Origin of the sequence: Methylobacterium sp. Leaf88, assembly GCF_001422795.1 — a bacterium.
Taxonomy (GTDB): domain Bacteria; phylum Pseudomonadota; class Alphaproteobacteria; order Rhizobiales; family Beijerinckiaceae; genus Methylobacterium.
Genome location: NZ_LMMK01000001.1, coordinates 162,803 through 177,810, shown reverse-complemented (window position 1 = coordinate 177,810; position 15,008 = coordinate 162,803). Strand labels below are relative to the sequence as shown.

Sequence of the window (15,008 nt, the reverse complement as noted above, 5' to 3'; positions counted from 1 at the left end):
CCAGGTCCGTGATCCGTGGCGGGACCGGGTCGGCCCGCGCCCCGCGATGGCAACTCAGCCGCCGAAGCGCTCGGTCCGGACGCGGGCGGGGTCCACCCCGGCGTCGAGGAGAAGGTCCGCCACCGCCCCGACGAAGGGATTGCCGCCACAGAGATAGGCATGGCGCGGCGGTCCGAGCCGGTCCAGCGCCTCCGCGATCATCGCCGCGTCGACCCGGCGGCCGCCGGCGCGGGTCAGGTTGAGCATCAGCTGGAAGTGCGGTTCGTCGCGGGCGCGCACCGCCAGCTCCTCGGCGGCGATGATCTCGCCGGCGTCGCGCACGGAATAGAGGAGGAGGGCGGGTACCGCCGGCGCCGTCGCCGCGCGGTGGCGCAGCATTGACAGGAGGGGCACCACGCCCGACCCGCCGCCCGCCAGGAGAAGGGGCCCGCCATCCTCGGGGCGCCAGACGAAGGAACCGCCGATCGGGCCGCGCAGCTCGATCGTGTCGCCGACCGCCGCCACCGCGTCGAAGAAGCCCGAGACCTCGCCGTCCGGCAGGCCCTCGATCAGCAGTTCGATGGTGCCGTCGCCGTCCGGTGGCGAGGCGATCGAGTAGCTGCGCTGGGCCTGGTAGCCGTCCGGGGCGGTGAGGCGCACGTCGACGTGCTGCCCGGCCAGCATCGGCCGATCGAAGGCGACCCGGAAGCGGTAGCTCTTCACCCGCCGCGTCACCGGCCGGATGGCCGTGAGGATCGCGGTCTGCCAGGGGAGGGGGCCCGGGGCGGGATCAATCACCGGTGAAGCGCTGTTCGCGCCAGGGATCGCCGTACATGTGGTAGCCGCGCAGCTCCCAGAAACCGCCCTCGTCCCGTTGGGTGAAGCGCAGGCCCTTCACCCACTTGGCGCTCTTCCAGAAATACAGGTGCGGCACCAGGAGCCGGGCCGGGCCCCCATGGTCCACCGGGATCGGCGCGCCGTCGTAGTGGGTCGCCACCATGCCCTTGCCGCCCGTCAGGTCGGCGACGGGCACGTTGGTGGTGTAGTCGTCGTAGCCTTCGGCGAGCAGAAAGGCGCTCGGCGCCGCGATGCCGGCATCGGCCAGGAGGTCGTCGAAGCGCACGCCCTCCCAGGCGGTGTCGAACTTCGACCACTTCGTCACGCAGTGGATGTCGCCGCCCCAGCGGCTGCGGGGCAGGGCGTTGAAGGCGTCCCAGCTCCAGCTCTTCAGGGGCCGCGACCCCTCGCGCAGGGTGAACGACCAGGTCGCGAGGTCGATGCGCGGGTTGGGGCCGATCTGGAGCACCGGGAAGTCCTCCGTGAGGTACTGGCCGGGGGGCAGACGCTCGCGGGTCGCCTCGGGCGGCTTGCGCCCCGTGAAACCTCGTGTGCTCATGCTCCCCTCGCGCTCGTCGGACCGTTCGCGGCGACCGTGGCTCGACGATCAGCCCGCGCGGCAGGCTAACATTCCCTCAGCGATCGCGCAGCACCAGCCACAGGGCGTGAATGGTGCCCGGCAGCACGCCCATCAGCGTCAGAAGGATGTTGAGAAGGAACTGCAGGCCGATGCCCGTGGTCATGAGGACCGCGATCGGCGGCAGGAAGATCGCGAGGATGATGCGGACGAGGTTCGACACGGTCACTCCGGGTAGGCGGCGCGCGCGGAAATGCGATCGCAACCGCCCAACCGCAACGGGATCGTCGCGGCCAGGTTCCCCCGCCGGGCCGACGGGAATTTCAGTTTCTTAATCTCTGCGTCCCCAGGATGGTCTGGACATTGCCGAAGGACGGACCGCGCAGGAATTCCGCGTATGATCGAAACCCTCATGCGCGATATCGAGCAGGTGGTCCGCTCTGGCGGCCTGCTCCAGCGCGGACGGGTGCTGCAACGGCTGTCGATGCTCTTCACGGAGCGGGCCGCCGGGCTGCGCGAGGCGCAGGTGGAGGTGTTCGACGCGGCGATGCTGCCCCTGGCCCGCGCGGTCGATGGGGCCGCCCGCGTCCTCCTGGCGGACGGCTTGGCGGATGTGCGCAACGCACCGCGTGCCGTGGTGCGCGACCTGGCCTTCGATCCGGACATCGCGGTGGCCCGGCCCGTCCTTCAGCGCTCGCCGCGCCTCGACGAGGCCGACCTTGTCACCGTCTCCGAATCGCGGGGGCAGGAGCACCTGCGGGCCGTCGCGCAGCGGCCGACGCTCGGCGAGCGGGTCACCGACGTCCTGGTGGCGCGCGGCGACCGGCAGACGGTGCACGTGGTCGCGGGCAATGCCGGCGCGCATTTCTCCGGCGCGGCCTACACCACGCTCGGGGAACGGGCCCGTGGCGACGCCGTCCTGCGGGCCATGCTGGTGACCCGCGCCGCGCCGCGGGGACAGCCTGCGGCGTTGGCGGCCGGCCTGCGGGGAAGCCAGACCCTTCCGCGCGCGACGGATGCGGATGAACGGCGCATCGACGACCTGGTCCGGGCCGGCGACCTCGACACGGCTTTGGCCGAGGTCGCGCGCCTCGCCGCGGTGTCGCCCGCCTTCGCCCGGCGCGCCTACGATGCGGCGGACCACGATCCCCTGCTGTTTCTCCTGCGCTCGATCCGCCTCGGGTTCGGAACCCTGAAGCTGTTCCTGCGGACGAAATCCGGCCCGGTGCGGCCGCCCGAGGCCTGGACCGGGATCCAGAGCGCGTTTCAGGCCCTGTCGGTGACCACGGCGCAGCGCGTGGTCCGCCTCTCGGCGCAGGCGGGCGGCGCGCCGGACGCGCGGGATCCGTCGGGCCCGGGCCGCTGATCCGGGGGCCCAAGTGCTCGTCGAACTCCTCCACCTCCTCGTCACGCCGGTGCCCTTCGCCCATCGCCGGAGGGGCCACCTGCGCGAGAGCGTCCTGCTGATGTCCCGAGGGCGCCGCTGCCGCAGCGCCTGGGCCCCCCATCTCGCCGCGGCGCGGGCCGCGATCCTGGATGCCTGCGACGGGCTTCCGCAGCGGCGCGTCGCCGTGGTGCTCGGCTCGGGCCTCCTCCAGGATGTCCCGCTCGCGGACCTCGCGGCGCGCTTCGCGCGCGTCGACCTCGTGGATGCCGTGCATCTCTGGCCGGCCCGCCTTCGGGCGCGGGCTCATCCCAACGTCCGGCTCGTCACCGCGGACCTCGCCCTCCGAATCGATCGGCCCGATCCTTTGGCCGCCCTGTGCGGCGGCGCGGACGTCGACTTCGTGGTCTCAGCCAATCTCCTGTCGCAGTTGCCGATCCTGCCCCTGGACCGGCCCGGCTTCGTGCCGCCGGATCTCGGAAATCGGATCGTCCGGGCCCATCTCGACGGCCTTGCGGGTTTGCGGGCCCGGGTCTGCCTGGTCACGGACGTGGAACAGATCGAGGAGGACCGGACCGGACGCGTGACCGAGCGGCTCGACCTGCTGCACGGGGTGCGCCTGGGGACGCCCGACCGGCGCTGGACCTGGGACCTCGCGCCCTTCGGCGAGGCGACGCGCCACCGCCGGCTGATCCATCGGGTCGAGGCCTTCCTCGACTGGCGCGGCCCCTAGAAACGCGAAGAAGCCGCCCGATGGGGCGGCTTCCAGTCGGTTCGCGCAGTGGGACCGCGCTTACTCGGTGACCGGTGTCGGATCGTCGGCGCCGACGACACCGTCCGAACCCTCGAACCGGGCGCGGCGGCGGCGGCGGGGCTTGGGGGCCGGTGCACCGTCATCCTGTACCGCCGAGGTCGAGTCCTCGGGAGCGTCGTGCTGTCCCGCCGGCTCGGCGACGGGAACCGGACGCGGCGGCGTCATCAGGAAGGCGGGCAGGGCGGCCACGTCCTCGGCCGGACCGGCGGCATCCCGCTCGTCGCGGCGTCGGCTGCGCCGGGGCGGCGCCTCGTTCGCGCGGGCGGCCCGGGGCGCGTCCTGGCGACCAGATTCCTGTCGTCCGGAATCCTGGCCACCGAACTCACCGCGCGGGGCCTCGTTCACCGGACTCTCCGTGCGCCCGTTCTCGTAACGGGGCGCGTCGGAGCGGGCCGGGGCGGGACGGAAATCCTGTCGCGGCTGATCCTGTCGCGGCTGATCCTGTCGCGGCTGATCCTGTCGCGGCTGATCCTGACGATTGTAGTCCTGGCGAGGGCTCTCCTGACGAGAACTCTCCTGGCGAGGGCTTTCCTGGCGATTCTGGTCCGCCCGGAAATCCTGGCGGTTGCCGTCTTGTCGGTTCGAGTCCTGCCGGTTCGAATCCTGTCGCGTGTAATCCTGCCGGTTGCTGTCTTGCCGGTTGCCGTCCGGGCGACTGAAGTCGTCGCGACGGTTGTTGTAGTCGGGCCGGTTGCCGTCGCGCTGATTGTCGAAGCGCTGCGGACGGTCGCCGCGATTGGCGAAGCGGTCACGGCGGTTCTGACGGTTGCCGTCCGAACCCGAATCCTGTCGGTTCGAATCCTGCCTGTTCGAATCTTGCCGATTCGAATCCTGCCGGTTGTAGTCCGAGCGGGCGTTCTCGGGGCGGGACTCCGGGCGTGCGTCCTGCCGGGGCTCGTACGCCGTTGGCTGAGGCTGCTGGCTCGGGTCGCCGTAATCCTCGTTGTAGGCATTCGCGCCGTAGCTCGAGGCCGCGTAGCCCTGCGGGGCGCCCTGGCCCTCGTCGTCCCCCTCGTCGCCCTCGTCGTCGAAGCCGCGGGCGTAACCGCCGATCTGCTGACGGGTCTGTTCCTGGGCGCCGGAGATGATCCGGAAATAATGCTCGCCGTGCTGGAAGTAGTTCTCTGCCGCCACCGGGTCGCCGCTGGCCTGCGCATCGCGCGCGAGCTGGGCATACTTGTCGGCGATGTGTTGGGCGGTGCCGCGAATCTTGACGTCCGGTCCGTTGGACTCGTAGGAACGCGTAAGCGGATTGGGACCTTTGGGGCGGTTGCGACCGCGCATCCGTCTATTCTGGTTTGGTCTCATCGGTCTCGATTGACCCTCGTTCGTCTCGGAGCGTCTGATGATGCGGCGGGTTCCAGGCGGCCATGACGCGGCCTGTCATCAGGCTCGTCGCTGGCGCCGCGTGATCCGGGTCCGGTGTGTCCGTGATCGATTTCGCCGTGCTTGCCGTCTCTGTCCGTTGACCAAGGCGCGCTCTGAGCGTCCAGGCGTCCTTCGGTTTTCAGGCACGAAGTTGACCAAGCTCCTGCGCCTCTGCCCGCGCGCGCCAGCCTGATCGTGGGGAGACCGTCTAAGAGCGTCGCGGACCAAAGCCGCCACCCGTCTTACCACGACCCATCTTAATGGATCGTTCGCGATCTGCCTGGGACATTAGCGGCTCGCCGAGGGGGCAACAAGCGTTTTCTGCCTCGATGCATCCAACGGGCGCAGTTTTTTCGCGTTTCCCGCAGGATTTTCGGGTCGACGTCCGCTCAGACCGGTCCGAAGCGGACGACGCGGGCGTGCCCGGCGAGATCGTGATGACGCACGGCGGGGCCGAGCCCGGCCTGCGTCCCGAGCATCCCGACGGCCTCGGCCTGATCGTAACCCACCTCGAAGGCGAGCGCGCCGCCGGGGGCGAGGCGGACCGGCCCGACGCTGAGGGCCTCCACGATGCTCCGATAGGCCCCGAGTCCATCCGGGCCGCCGTCGAGGGCCGCCATCGGGTCGTGACCCCTGACTTCGATGTCGAGCCCACGGATCGTGTCGCGGGCAATGTAGGGCGGGTTCGACACGATGAGGTCGAAGGCGCCGCCGAGACCCGCGGTCCAGTCCGCGCAGACGAAGGCCGCCCGGGTTCCGACGCCGTTCCGCACCGCGTTCGCGCGGGCCTGGACGAGGGCCGCGTGGGAGCGGTCGAGGCCGATGCCGGTGGCGTTCGGCAACTCGCTCAGCAGCGCCACGAGGATGCAGCCGGAGCCGGTGCCGAGGTCGAGCACCCGCAGCGGGCGCCCGCGGTCGGGATGCAGGGCGAGGGCGGCCTCCACCAGGGTCTCGGTGTCCGCCCGCGGGACGAGGGTCTCGGGTGCCAGCCCGAAGGGCAGGCCCCAGAATTCCCAGGCGCCGACGATCCGGGCCACAGGCTCGCCGGCGACGCGTCGCGCGACGGCCCCTTCGAGCGTCGCGGCCCCCTCCGGGCCGAGGGGCCGGTGGCCCCGCAGGATCAGGTCGGTCGCGCTGAGCCCGAGGAGGTCGAGCAGGAGGAAGCGGGCGTCGCGCGCCGGCAGGCCGTGGGCGGCGAGCGCCTCGCTCATGCGCCACAGGGCGTCGGTGCGGCTGAGCCCCGGGTCGAGGCGCATCGGCTCCGGCCCGTCCACGGGGCTCAGGCCATGCCCTCGGCGGCCAGCAGCTCCGCCTGGTGCTCGGTGACGAGGGCGTCCACGAGCTCGTCCAGCGCCACGCCGGCCAGGACCTCCTCGAGCTTGTACAGGGTCAGGTTGATGCGGTGGTCGGTGACGCGGGCCTGGGGGAAGTTGTAGGTGCGGATGCGCTCCGAGCGGTCGCCGGAGCCGACCTGCGACTTGCGGTCGGCGGCCCGGGCCGCGTCCTTGGCGGTGCGCTCGGCGTCGTAGAGCTTGGAGCGCAGCAGCGACATCGCCCGGGCGCGGTTCTTGTGCTGCGAGCGTTCCTCCTGGACGAAGATCACGATGCCGCTCGGCATGTGGGTGATGCGGATGGCCGATTCCGTCTTGTTGACGTGCTGTCCGCCGGCGCCCTGCGAGCGCATGGTGTCGATCTTCAGGTCCGCATCGTTGATGACGATGTCGACCTCCTCGGCCTCGGGCAGCACCGCCACGGTGGCGGCGGAGGTGTGGATGCGCCCCTGGGTCTCGGTATCCGGCACGCGCTGCACCCGGTGGGCGCCGCTCTCGAACTTGAGGCGCGCGAACACGCCCTTGCCCTTCACCTCGGCGATCACCTCGCGATAGCCCCCGACGGTGCCCTCGCTCTCGGAGATCACCTCGACCTTCCAGCCCTTGGCGTCGGCGTACCGGCCGTACATGCGGAAGAGGTCGCCCGCGAACAGGGCCGCCTCGTCGCCGCCGGTGCCGGCGCGGATTTCCAGGATGGCGCTCTTCTCGTCGGCGGAATCCTTCGGCAGCAGAATGAGCTGGAGTGCGCGGTGCGCCGCCTCCAGCCCGGCCTCGGCCTCCGGCTTCTCGTCGGCCGCGAGCGCCCGCATCTCGGAATCGCTGCCCGGCTCGTCGATCAGCGCCTCGATGTCGGCGAGGTTCTGCGCCGCCGCGCGATAGGCGTGGATGGCGGCGACGACGCCCTCCAGCTCCGACAGTTCGCGCGACAGCTGCACGAAGGTGTCGGAATCCGCCGAGCCGGCGCTCAGCGTGGCGGTGACGATGTCGTGGCGCGTCAGGATCGCGTCGAGACGCTCTGCAGGAATGGGGGTCATCGCCCGTGAAAAACTCTCATCTGAACAAGGGCTCGTCGGGCCGGAAGCCGGGTCGACGACGGGGCCGCGGCACGACCCATGGAGATAGGCACGCCGACGCTAGATGGGCACACCCTGCGCCTTCGCGAAGGCCGCGAGGGCGGGGCGGAGGGTGGCGCCGTCTCCGGCGCGGGTCAGTTCGGTGTCGAGCAGCGCCGCCACCGCCTTGACGTCGAGGCCCAGCACCATGGCCTTCACGGGGCCGATGGCGGCCGGCGACATCGAGAGGGCCCGGAATCCGAGGCCGATCAGCGCCATGGCCTCGAGGGGACGCCCGCCGATCTCGCCGCAGACGGTGACGGGGCAGCCGGCGGCGGCGGCGCGCTCGGCGATGACGCGGAAGGCGCGCAGGGCCGGGACGCTCAGGGTGTCGAAGCGGTCCGCGACCCGGCGGTTCTCGCGGTCGACGGCGAACAGGAACTGCATCAGGTCGTTGGAGCCCACCGACAGGAAGTCGGCGGCCCTGGCGATCTCGTCGATCTGGAACAGGAGGGAGGGGACCTCCACCATCACGCCGAGCTTGCAGTCGCTCGGCAGGGCATGGCCGTGCCGGCGCAGATGCGCCTTCTCGCGCTCGACGATGGCCTTGGCGCGGGTGAACTCGTCCACCGTCGCCACCATCGGGAACATGATCTTCAGGGGCCGGCCGCCGGAGGCCTTGAGAAGGGCGCGGAGCTGCACCCGCAGCAGGGCCGGCCGGTCGAGGCCGATCCGGATCGCCCGCCAGCCCAGGGCCGGGTTCTCCTCCTCGAGGGCCGGCATGTAGGGCAGGATCTTGTCGCCGCCGATGTCGAGGGTGCGGATCGTGACGGGCAGGTCGCCGGTGGCCGCGAAGACGGCCTCGTAGAGCGCCTGCTGCTCGGCGGCCGAGGGCATGCGCTGGGCCACCATGAACTGCAGCTCGGTGCGGAAGAGGCCGATGCCGTCCGCGCCCGTCTCGTGCAGGTGGGTCAGGTCGATGAGGAGGCCGGCGTTCAGCTGCAGGCCGATCGTCGTCCCGTCGAGGGTGACGGCCGGCACGTCGCGGAGCGCCCGGTACTGCTCCTGCCGGCGGGCGCGCAGGCGCACCATCTCGGCATAGGCCGCCTCGATCTCCGGACCGGGCCGGACCTGGATCTCGCCGGTGGCGCCGTCGACGATGATCGCGTCCCCGGCATCGCAGAGGGCGGTGGCGTTGGCGATCTCGCCCACCGCCGGGATGCCCAGCGCCCGGGCCACGATGGCGATGTGGCTCGTCGGCCCGCCTTCCTCCAGCACGACGCCACGGAGTGCCGTGCGGTCGTAGTCGAGGAGGGCGGCCGGACCCATCGAGCGCGCCACCAGGATCGCGTTCTCGGGCAGGATGCGCTGCGCGCCGTTGCCCTCGGCGCCGATCAGCGTGCGCAGCAGGCGGTTCGCCAGGTCGTCGAGGTCGTGCAGGCGGTCGCGCAGGTACGGGTCGCTCTGGCGCATCATCCGGGCGCGGTTGTCCGACTGGACGCGCTCGACGGCGGCCTCGGCGGTGAGGCCCGAATGCACGGCCTCGCGCATCCGGCGCAGCCAGCCCTTGTCGTGCGCGAACATGCGCACCGTCTCCAGTACCTCGCGGGATTCGCCGGTGCCGATGCTGTCGCCGCGCTCGACGAGGTCGTCGATGGCCGAGCGCACCTCGCCGATGGCCTGTTCCAGGCGCTCGACCTCGCGCTCGACGTTCTCGGCGATGAGCTGCTTGATGACGATACGCGGCTCGTGCAGCACCACGTGTCCGAGTCCGATGCCGTCGGCGAGGGCCACGCCGCGCTGGCTCACCGGGCGGCGCGCGGCCGAGCCGGCCCCCGGCGCCAGCGCCTGCAGCTCGCCGGAGGCGATCATCTCCGAGAGCACCATCGCGGTGGTCTGGAGCGCCTCGATCTCCTCCTCGGAATAGACCCGGTAGGTCTTGTTCTGGACGACGAGGACGCCGAGGGTGTTGCCGGCGCGCAGGAGCGGCACGCCCAGGAAGGCGTGATAGGCCTCCTCGCCCGTCTCCGGCCGATAGGAGAAGGCCGGGTGGGACTGGGCGTCGGAGAGCGACAGCGGCTCGGCGGTCTTGGCGATGAGGCCGACGAGGCCCTCGTCGGCCCGCAGCCGGGTCAGGTGGACCGCCTCGCGGTTCAGACCCTCGGTTGCAAACAGTTCGAGGATGTTGTCATCGCTGAGCACATAGACCGAGCACACCTCCGCGATCACGTTGGCGGCGATCAGCGTGACGATGCGGTCGAGACGAGCCTGTGGACTGACCGGCTCCGCCATCGCTTCGCGGAGGCGGCGCAGAAGCAGGCGCGGGCCTCCGGGCGCAGCGGGCATGGTCTCCTCGATCCGGCTTCGGCCTCGTGTCCGGTTGGCGCGCAGGCGTTCGCGCGCCCCGGGTCTTCAGGCCTGGTCGAGGCCGTATAGCGAGTGGAGCGTGCGAACGGCAAGCTCCGTGTAGGCGGCATCGATCAGCACGGAGAACTTGATCTCCGAGGTGGTGATGGCCCGGATGTTGATCCCCTTCTGCGCCAGGGCCCGGAACGCCTTGGCGGCGACGCCCGCGTGGCTGCGCATGCCGACGCCGATGGCCGAGACCTTCACCACGTCGGTGGCACCCTCGATCTGCGCGAATTCGATTGCGCCGCTCTGCGCGTCGAGGATCTTGCGCGCCCGGTCGTAATCGGCCGACGGGACCGTGAAGGTCATGTCGGTGGTCGATTGGTCGCCCGACACGGTCTGGATGATCATGTCGACGTTGATGTTGGCGTCGGCCAGCGGTCCGAAGATCGCGGCGGCGATGCCGGGGCTGTCCTTCACGCGACGAAGCGTGATCTGCGCCTCGTCCCGGGAGAAGGCGATCCCGGTGATGATCTGCTGTTCCACGATGTCGTCCTCGTCGCAGATGAGGGTGCCGGGCCGGGCGTTGTCCGGCGGATCGAAGCTGGAGCGCACCGTGGTGGGCACGCGATGGACCATGGCGAGCTCGACCGAGCGGACCTGCAGGACCTTGGCGCCCAGCGACGCCATCTCCAGCATTTCCTCGAAGGTCACGCGCTCCATGCGCTGGGCCTTCTGCACCACGCGCGGATCGGTGGTGTAGACGCCGTCGACGTCGGTGTAGATGTCGCAGCGCTCGGCGCCGATGGCGGCGGCGATGGCCACCGCGCTGGTGTCGGAGCCGCCGCGGCCCAGGGTGGTCACCCGGCCGCTGGCCTCGTGCATGCCCTGGAAGCCGGCGATGACCGCGACCTCCCCGCGCCGGAAGCCGGCATCGAGGCGGGCGCCGTCGATGCCCTCGATCCGGGCGGAGCCGTGGGCGTCCGAGGTCAGGATCGGGATCTGCCAGCCCTGCCAGGAACGGGCCTTGATGCCGTTCTTCTGCAGGGCGATGGCGAGCAGCCCGGCGGTGACGAGCTCGCCGGAGGCGACCACCGCGTCGTACTCGGCCTCGTCGTAGATCGGATTCGCGTCCTTGACCCAGGCGACGAGTTCGTTGGTCTTGCCGGACATGGCCGAGACCACGACGGCCACGTCGTAGCCGGCGGCGACCTCGCGCGCCACGTGGGCCGCCACGTTGCGGATGCGCTCGACATTGGCGACGGACGTACCGCCGAACTTCATCACCAGACGGGGCATGTTCTCACCAGACGGAGCCTGTCGCGCCCGCGACGCGTCGCTTGAGCCGGGGATCGAGCGTGACCTCGGGATTTGGCGGGCCGCGGGACGGACTTCCCGGAACCCGCACGGCCTGCCGCGTCGCTTGGCTGCTGTACCGGACAGGGCTTCGGCGGGTACAAGGGCCGCCCGGGCGTGTCAACAATGGGACGCGCCCACCTCGCACGAGACATGCCGAGACGATGACCGGACCCACAGGCGCCTCCATCGACCGCGACGAGGTCGCCCGCTTCGAAGCCATCGCGGCGACCTGGTGGGACGAGGCCGGACCGATGCGGGTGCTCCACCGCTTCAACCCCGTCCGCCTCGCCTATATCCGCGACACGGCCTGCCGGCATTTCGGACGGGACCGCAACGCGCCCTTCGCCCTGGAGGGGCTGACCCTGGTGGATATCGGCTGCGGCGGCGGCGTCCTGTCCGAGCCCCTGGCGCGCCTCGGCGCCCGGGTCACCGGACTCGATCCGGCGCCGACCAACGTCAAGGTGGCCCAGGCCCATGCCGACGCCGAGGGCGTGCCGGTGGATTACCGCGCCCGCACCATCGAGGATGTGGTGGCCGGGGGCGAGCGCTTCGACATCGTGCTCGCCATGGAGGTGGTGGAGCACGTGGTGGACATGCCGGCCTTCGTGGCGCAGGCGGCCCGGGCGGTGAAGCCCGGCGGCCTCCTGTTCGCCGCCACCCTCAACCGGACCCTGCGCTCCTTCGCGCTGGCGATCGTCGGGGCCGAGTACGTCCTCGGCTGGTTGCCCAGGGGCACCCATGACTGGGAGAAGTTCGTGCGGCCCGACGAGCTCGCCCGCGCCGTCGAGGCCGGCGGCCTCATCGTCACCGACACGACCGGGGTGGTGCTCAATCCCCTGGACGGCTCGTGGCGGGCGAGCCGCGACACGGCCGTCAACTACATGATCACGGCGCAGCGCCCCGGCGCATCCGGGCCCCCGGCCGCAGGCGGGCATTCGGCCTGAACCTTCGGGCGCGCACGCGGTTGGTCGGCGTACCCCGTGGGAGACCGACCTTGCTCGAAAAGATTCCGCACGCCGTGGGCGCCGCCCTGTCCGGCCTGAAGGCCGGGCTCGACAAGACCGCCTACCGGACCACCTTCGCCAGCGTGCCCGAAGGCCTCGGCCTCACCAGCCTCGCGTTCGCGGACGGGACGGCGATGCCGGCGCGCTTCACCGCCGACGGGGCCGGCGCGTCACCGCCCCTGGCCTGGACCGGCCTGCCCCCCGGCACGGCGCGAATCGTCCTCCTCTGCGAGGATGCCGGCAGCCCCACGCCGAACCCGTTGGTCCACCTGATCGCCTGGAATTGCGATCCCGGCGCACCCCTGGCGGAGGGCACGGCGAGCCAGGCCGAATCCGGCCTCGACCTGGGCAAGAACAGCTTCCTCAAGCCGGGCTGGCTGCCGCCCGACCCGCCCACCGGCCACGGTCCGCACGCCTACCTGTTCCAGGCCTACGCCCTCGACGGGGCGCTGGCGCTGCCCGAACATCCCGGTCGCGGCGCGCTGCTGGAGGCCATGGCGGGGCGCGTCCTCGCCAAGGGCTGCCTCGTCGGGACCTACGAACGCCCCTGACGGCGTCGACCGCTTGCGCGGGCGGCTCCGTCGGTGCAAGCGCCGATAGGACGACCAGGGGAGGTTTGAGCATGAAGGCGCTGCTGTGTACCCGTCTCGGGGTGCCGGAGGATCTTAACCTCGCCGACCTGCCGGACCCGGTGGCCGGTCCCGGCGAGGCCGTGGTGCGCATCACCCTGGCGGCGCTCAACTTCTTCGACACCCTGATCATCGCCGGGCGCTACCAGGTGAAGCCCGAGTTGCCGTTCTCGCCCGGCGGCGAAGCCTGCGGCGTCATCGAGGCCCTGGGCGAGGGCGCCGAGGGCTTCGCGGTGGGCGACCGCGTCATCGTTCACCAGAAATACGGCACCTGCCGCGGGCGGATCGCCGTCGCCACCCGGCACCTCACGCCGGTGCCGGACGGGGTCTCGGACGCGCAGGCCGCCGGGCTCACCATCACCTACGGCACCTCGCTGCATGCCCTGCGCGACCGGGCCCGCCTGCAGCCCGGCGAGACCCTGGCGGTGCTCGGCGCCTCCGGCGGCGTCGGGCTCGCGGCGGTGGAACTCGGGGCGATCATGGGCGCCCGTGTCATCGCCTGCGCGTCCTCGCCCGAGAAGCTGGCGACGGCGCAGGCCCATGGCGCCACGATGGCGGTGGATTACGCCGCCGAGAACCTGCGCGAGGCCCTGCGCACGCTGACCGCGGGGGCGGGCGTGGACGTGATCTACGACCCGATCGGCGGCGACTACGCCGAGCCGGCCCTGCGGTCGCTGGGCTGGAAGGGCCGCTACCTCGTCATCGGCTTCGCGGCCGGCGACATTCCGCGGATTCCGCTCAACTTGGCGCTCCTCAAGGGCATCGACATCCAGGGCGTACACTGGGGCGTCTTCGTCGAGCGCGAGCCGGAGGCGCACCGGGCCAACCAGGAGCAGCTTCTCGCCTGGGTGGCGGAGGGGCGCCTCACCGCGAAGGTCCACGGCGAATACCCCCTCGCCGATTACGAGGAGGCCCTCGGCATCCTCAAGCGGCGCGAGGCCGTCGGCAAGGTGCTGCTGCGGCTGTAAGGGGAGGTCGCCCGAGCGGTTCGGCGGCCCGCCTCCCTCGTCCCGCGAAGGCGGACGGTGGGACGGTCCCGCCGAAGGGGCCGCCTCAGAGCAGGTCCTGCGCCTTGGCGAGGGCCACGAGGTCGTGCTGAGGCCGGGCGCCGATGTGCTGGATCACCTCTGCGGCGGCGAGCGCTCCGAGGCGGGCGCTGTCGCGGTGGTCGAGGCCGCGGGCATGGCCGGCGAGGAAGCCCGCCGCGAACAGGTCGCCCGCGCCCGTGGTGTCGACGAGCTCGTGGACCGGCGACGCGGACACGGCCTGCACGGCGCCCCCCTGGATCACGAGCGCACCGTCCGCCGAGCGGGTGACGAGGCCGAGCAGATCCCGGCCGCGGGCCGCGCTCTCCTCGCGCAGGGCGCGGATCGCAGCCTCGGCGTCGTCGGTCTCGTAGAGGCTCTGCAGCTCGCCGATATTCGCGAACAGGATGTCGATGCTGCCGTCGCGGATCAGGCCCAGGAACTCCTCCCGGTAGCGCCCGACGCAGAACGCGTCAGACAGGGTGAGGGCGGCGGCGTTGCCGGCGTCGTGGGCGATGGTCACGGCCTTGCGGAACGCATCCTTGGCGGCCGGCGGGTCCCAGAGGTAGCCCTCGAGGTAGACCACGCGGGCGGCGGCCACGGTGGCCGCGTCGACATCGGCCGGCGACAGGCCCTGGCAGGCGCCGAGATAGGTGTTCATGGTGCGCTCGCCATCGGGCGTCACCAGGATGAAGCAGCGGGCGGTGGCCGGTCCGTCGGTGGCGGCGGCCACGGGGAAGCGGACGCCGGTCGCCTTGAGATCGTGGGCGAAGAGGCCGCCGAGCTCGTCGTCGCGGACCTTGCCGACGAAGCCGGTCTTCGCCCCGAGCATCGCCGCACCCACGGCCGTGTTGGCGCCCGAGCCACCCGACACGATGGTGGCCGGACCCATGGCGGCGAAGAGCGACTCGGCCCGCGCCTCGTCGATCAGCTGCATCGCGCCCTTCGGCACGCCCTGCGCCGCGAGGAAATCCTCCTCGGTGCGGGCGATGAGGTCGACGATGGCGTTGCCGAGAACGAGGAGGTCGAGGGATTCGGGCATCGGGCCGTCCAGTCTGGCGGTGAGCGGAAACTGCGCCGGGCTGTGGCACCGCCCCTGGCGGGGGTCAAGCGACGGCCGCCGCCAATGCGATCACCTGTTCGAAGCGTCACGGCGGAACTCCCCTCGCACCGCCCCGTCATCCCGGGGCCGCGCAGCGGAGGCCGGGATCCAGAACCATAGGTGGTGCAAAACCTTCCGCAGTCGGCGTTTCTGGATTCCGGGCTCGCCTGCGGCGCCCCGGAATGACCGCGCACCCTG

At 71.5% G+C, this 15,008-nt stretch carries 14 protein-coding genes; 5 read left to right on the top strand and 9 right to left on the bottom strand.

Annotated elements, in window-relative coordinates; all coding sequences use genetic code 11:
• Positions 1–54 precede the first annotated feature (54 nt).
• The 3 genes from ASF20_RS00670 to ASF20_RS22985 all read right to left on the bottom strand — a co-directional run bounded on the left by ASF20_RS00670 (position 55) and on the right by ASF20_RS22985 (position 1,616).
• Positions 55–777 carry an FAD-binding oxidoreductase gene (locus ASF20_RS00670; protein WP_056269754.1) on the bottom strand — a complete coding sequence of 241 codons (723 nt, stop codon included), beginning with the start codon at positions 775–777 and terminating at the stop codon, positions 55–57.
• On the bottom strand, positions 770–1,375 hold the full coding sequence (locus tag ASF20_RS00665; RefSeq protein ID WP_056269752.1) for a sulfite oxidase-like oxidoreductase: 606 nt from the start codon (positions 1,373–1,375) through the stop codon (positions 770–772). Before ASF20_RS00665 ends, ASF20_RS00670 begins: the two co-directional genes overlap by 8 nt.
• A gap of 76 nt (positions 1,376–1,451) precedes the next feature.
• A complete protein-coding gene (locus ASF20_RS22985) occupies positions 1,452–1,616 on the bottom strand; it encodes a YqaE/Pmp3 family membrane protein (protein ID WP_082487210.1) in 165 nt (54 codons plus the stop codon).
• A 174-nt stretch (positions 1,617–1,790) separates the two neighbouring features.
• Between ASF20_RS22985 and ASF20_RS00660 the strand changes: the two genes are divergently transcribed.
• Positions 1,791–2,759 carry a DUF2336 domain-containing protein gene (locus tag ASF20_RS00660; RefSeq protein ID WP_056269750.1) on the top strand — a complete coding sequence of 323 codons (969 nt, stop codon included), beginning with the start codon at positions 1,791–1,793 and terminating at the stop codon, positions 2,757–2,759.
• Positions 2,760–2,772: 13 nt separating this feature from the next.
• A complete protein-coding gene (locus ASF20_RS00655; RefSeq protein ID WP_056269748.1) occupies positions 2,773–3,510 on the top strand; it encodes a hypothetical protein in 738 nt (245 codons plus the stop codon).
• 60 nt (positions 3,511–3,570) lie between these two features.
• On the opposite strand, the gene ASF20_RS00650 is transcribed toward ASF20_RS00655, so the two are convergent.
• The 5 genes from ASF20_RS00650 to ASF20_RS00630 form a co-directional block, all read right to left on the bottom strand.
• Positions 3,571–4,875 carry a DUF4167 domain-containing protein gene (locus ASF20_RS00650; protein WP_056269745.1) on the bottom strand — a complete coding sequence of 435 codons (1,305 nt, stop codon included), beginning with the start codon at positions 4,873–4,875 and terminating at the stop codon, positions 3,571–3,573.
• 473 nt (positions 4,876–5,348) lie between these two features.
• The gene (gene prmC, locus ASF20_RS00645) at positions 5,349–6,215 is read right to left on the bottom strand and encodes a peptide chain release factor N(5)-glutamine methyltransferase (protein WP_056269742.1); all 867 of its coding nucleotides are present in this window, start codon (positions 6,213–6,215) and stop codon (positions 5,349–5,351) included.
• 23 nt (positions 6,216–6,238) lie between these two features.
• Positions 6,239–7,324, bottom strand: a complete 1,086-nt coding sequence (prfA, locus tag ASF20_RS00640; RefSeq protein ID WP_056217096.1) for a peptide chain release factor 1 — start codon at positions 7,322–7,324, stop codon at positions 6,239–6,241.
• 99 nt (positions 7,325–7,423) lie between these two features.
• Positions 7,424–9,688: a phosphoenolpyruvate--protein phosphotransferase gene (ptsP, locus tag ASF20_RS00635; protein WP_056269740.1), complete on the bottom strand. Its 2,265-nt coding sequence runs from the start codon at positions 9,686–9,688 to the stop codon at positions 7,424–7,426.
• Positions 9,689–9,754: 66 nt separating this feature from the next.
• Complete coding sequence (locus ASF20_RS00630; protein WP_056269738.1) at positions 9,755–10,990, bottom strand: aspartate kinase; 1,236 nt, start codon at positions 10,988–10,990, stop codon at positions 9,755–9,757.
• 221 nt (positions 10,991–11,211) lie between these two features.
• Here ASF20_RS00630 and ubiG point away from each other — a divergent pair, with 221 nt between their 5' ends.
• The 3 genes from ubiG (at position 11,212) to ASF20_RS00615 (ending at position 13,651) form a co-directional block, all read left to right on the top strand.
• Complete coding sequence (gene ubiG, locus ASF20_RS00625; RefSeq protein ID WP_056269735.1) at positions 11,212–11,994, top strand: bifunctional 2-polyprenyl-6-hydroxyphenol methylase/3-demethylubiquinol 3-O-methyltransferase UbiG; 783 nt, start codon at positions 11,212–11,214, stop codon at positions 11,992–11,994.
• A 50-nt stretch (positions 11,995–12,044) separates the two neighbouring features.
• Entirely contained in the window at positions 12,045–12,605 is a 561-nt protein-coding gene (locus tag ASF20_RS00620; RefSeq protein WP_056269733.1) for a YbhB/YbcL family Raf kinase inhibitor-like protein, read from the top strand.
• 71 nt (positions 12,606–12,676) lie between these two features.
• Positions 12,677–13,651: an NADPH:quinone oxidoreductase family protein gene (locus tag ASF20_RS00615; RefSeq protein WP_056269728.1), complete on the top strand. Its 975-nt coding sequence runs from the start codon at positions 12,677–12,679 to the stop codon at positions 13,649–13,651.
• Between the two features lie 85 nt (positions 13,652–13,736).
• On the opposite strand, the gene ASF20_RS00610 is transcribed toward ASF20_RS00615, so the two are convergent.
• The gene (locus ASF20_RS00610; protein ID WP_056269726.1) at positions 13,737–14,750 is read right to left on the bottom strand and encodes an adenosine kinase; all 1,014 of its coding nucleotides are present in this window, start codon (positions 14,748–14,750) and stop codon (positions 13,737–13,739) included.
• Positions 14,751–15,008: the final 258 nt, after the last annotated feature.

What these genes read in the sequence shown, in the direction of transcription:
- ASF20_RS00665 (WP_056269752.1), bottom strand. Translation starts at nt 1,375, where the DNA reads ATGAGCACACGAGGTTTCACGGGGCGCAAGCCGCCCGAGGCGACCCGC.
- ptsP (WP_056269740.1), bottom strand. Translation starts at nt 9,688, where the DNA reads ATGCCCGCTGCGCCCGGAGGCCCGCGCCTGCTTCTGCGCCGCCTCCGC.
- ASF20_RS00615 (WP_056269728.1), top strand. Translation starts at nt 12,677, where the DNA reads ATGAAGGCGCTGCTGTGTACCCGTCTCGGGGTGCCGGAGGATCTTAAC.
- ASF20_RS00650 (WP_056269745.1), bottom strand. Translation starts at nt 4,875, where the DNA reads ATGCGCGGTCGCAACCGCCCCAAAGGTCCCAATCCGCTTACGCGTTCC.
- ASF20_RS00630 (WP_056269738.1), bottom strand. Translation starts at nt 10,990, where the DNA reads ATGCCCCGTCTGGTGATGAAGTTCGGCGGTACGTCCGTCGCCAATGTC.
- ASF20_RS00610 (WP_056269726.1), bottom strand. Translation starts at nt 14,750, where the DNA reads ATGCCCGAATCCCTCGACCTCCTCGTTCTCGGCAACGCCATCGTCGAC.
- prfA (WP_056217096.1), bottom strand. Translation starts at nt 7,324, where the DNA reads ATGACCCCCATTCCTGCAGAGCGTCTCGACGCGATCCTGACGCGCCAC.
- ubiG (WP_056269735.1), top strand. Translation starts at nt 11,212, where the DNA reads ATGACCGGACCCACAGGCGCCTCCATCGACCGCGACGAGGTCGCCCGC.
- ASF20_RS00660 (WP_056269750.1), top strand. Translation starts at nt 1,791, where the DNA reads ATGATCGAAACCCTCATGCGCGATATCGAGCAGGTGGTCCGCTCTGGC.
- prmC (WP_056269742.1), bottom strand. Translation starts at nt 6,215, where the DNA reads ATGCGCCTCGACCCGGGGCTCAGCCGCACCGACGCCCTGTGGCGCATG.